Raw genomic sequence first — 2,372 nt, 5'->3', positions numbered from 1 at the left:
ATCCATTTTTCATTAAAATCAAGAAAAATAAAAACTGAAGATTCAGAACTAATTGGTGCGACAGTAGTGATATTAATTATTAATAAAATTGTGTATGCTCTTTTATTAAAACCCTATTCACTTTGCTTGTTTAACATAGGGCAAGAGACCTTTTTGTAGTTCTTGTTGTTTATTGCCACGAGCATTGTCAGTAGCATTTGTTTGTTACTCTTTCCTGCTCTTACTACCCTCCCCATGTAAAATGTCATCTCGCTTACTTCTCTTGCTTCTTATTGTTTAGTAATACTCATGATGGCACTGCCTTCATGACGTATTGATTCTGAGCAGGTCATAGTTTTATCTTATCTGCAAATTCTAATTTCCCTTTTACTCTCCTGCTATGAGCTGTAATTCTAGATTCATGTTATTTTAACCATAATAAATAACCTCGAAAGGTAGTTAGCCTCCCAAGGTTTAATTTCCTTATATTTCACAATACTTTATTTCAATGCTTCTTCTAATATATTCTTCTCATGTTCTAACATACCACTTACTAAAATGCCACAGACAATTCTATCTTTGTCTAAAGCAAATCCCACATTATCATTTTGCACAATTGACACAGTATCATTTTCTGAAAATGAAATTAATACATTATCAATCCCTATATATACATTCAATTTACTGTTCTCATCTATATATGTCTTATCGTCATATTCTTCAACTTGAAAATTAGGTATACCATTAATTAAAGTTATATTTTTCATATCCAAGTTCAAATCTTCTATTTGGTGTACATTTTCACTCAAAGTCAATGTAATAGAACGAATATTTCCTGTATATTTCCCTATTCCTATTTCAATTAAAGATTTCTTAAAATCCCCAGTTCTCCAATATATCGTTTGTTCTTTTGATATATCCCAAGCACCAAATTCTATATTAATCGGTGTATAAAGATCATATTCAATATTTATAGGCTGACTTTCTTTATATTCTGTTACTTTTAGCATAATCCTGTCTCCTTCTAAGGTCTATATACAGCGTGCTTTATTACTGGTAATAATCCGTCTCCACGTGGTTTACTGAATATTAACTCCCAATTTCCTACATTCATAATTTCTTCATATTCACCAAGGTAGGCTTATCTACTTCTGTTACTTTCGTATTTGACACATTGGGTACTGCAAGGTTTCCTATACTTGAAATTCTATGCTTTTTCCTGCAAATATTAAATAGTCGCTAGCAACGATAGTCTATTCATATAAATAATTTAAACGGCTTAAACTCAATAAAATTTAGAGTTTCAAACCGTCTAATACGTTTTCATTATTTTTACCGTATACTTAGTAAAACCTTTCAGATTGCATCATCAGGTATATTGTGGTTGAATGATAGGTTCAATTTCACACTAGATAATCCCAACAAGAAATCCTAGATTATTTCAGTTTATCAATTATAACATTTACACCTTGTACAATCACATCACTAAGTATATCTGTGTAATTTTGATACTGATCTGACTTTGCAAGTATAATATCAAAGACTTCTTTCAACTTACCATCGATCATTAAAGTAAGCCCTTCTATTTGCTCCTCGCTTCCTGCTTTTCCAAACATCTCTTTCATTATCGTAAAAGTTTCCTTATTATTCATGTTTACTCTCCTTGTAAGAATAGACTATTGCCATTGAGTATCCAGTAACGATAGTCATGGGGAATTCCCTCCAAATCCTTTTAAATTCAAAGACCTCAATACCTAAACTTAATTGATGTACTTCTGAATTTAAATCAGAGAATCTTTAATTTAGACAATATACTGTTTATTTTTAAATCACACACCCTCACTTAAAAAATCAAGTTTCTCTTTTGTAAAACCTATAAATAATTCAAAGTCAGGTTTTCACCTTTACATTATAATCACTCAGTTTCTAGAAAGTTTTCCAATATACTTTTTATTGGTGGACTGGCATTTTTTAATAAGTTTTGTGCTTTCATTTTTAAATTATTATTTGAATTTATGATATGCTTATATTGTTCTGAATCAAATGACCTTAAAGAATCTATGACATATTCAACGACCTCATTATCTTCATTCATCATGTTTAATAGAAAATTAAAGCCCTCAATTCCAGTATCTTGATCAATACAATATACTACTCTTATTTTCCATAAATCACTTTTTGTATCAATATTTCCATAAATCTCTTCCCAATCAACTTGAGTAAAGTTATGTAGCAACTCTTGAGCCTGAATGTAAGCAAAGTCATACCAAAAGTCCTCTGATGAACGTTCATCGATAAAATCAAGTAAGTAGCTATTAAATTTTTCAAACATAAATCATATTCTCCTTGTATATTATATTTAAGGTTTTTATCTCTCGATGTTTTATAGGATG

General features: G+C 30.1%; 3 protein-coding genes. All 3 read right to left on the bottom strand.

All coding sequences use genetic code 11. The features are described 5' to 3' along the window. Window positions 1-479 precede the first annotated feature (479 nt). On the bottom strand, window positions 480-989 hold the full coding sequence (locus C9J34_RS21125; protein WP_107842133.1) for a hypothetical protein: 510 nt from the start codon (window positions 987-989) through the stop codon (window positions 480-482). A gap of 426 nt (window positions 990-1,415) precedes the next feature. Continuing rightward, complete coding sequence (locus tag C9J34_RS21120; protein WP_107842132.1) at window positions 1,416-1,631, bottom strand: hypothetical protein; 216 nt, start codon at window positions 1,629-1,631, stop codon at window positions 1,416-1,418. Window positions 1,632-1,894: 263 nt separating this feature from the next. Next, on the bottom strand, window positions 1,895-2,311 hold the full coding sequence (locus C9J34_RS21115) for a hypothetical protein (RefSeq protein WP_107842131.1): 417 nt from the start codon (window positions 2,309-2,311) through the stop codon (window positions 1,895-1,897). Between the last annotated feature and the right edge of the window lie 61 nt (window positions 2,312-2,372).

It is taken from the genome of Metasolibacillus meyeri, assembly GCF_003049505.1.
Taxonomy (GTDB): Bacteria; Bacillota; Bacilli; order Bacillales_A; family Planococcaceae; genus Metasolibacillus; species Metasolibacillus meyeri.
This window is presented reverse-complemented; position numbering and strand designations above follow the sequence as displayed.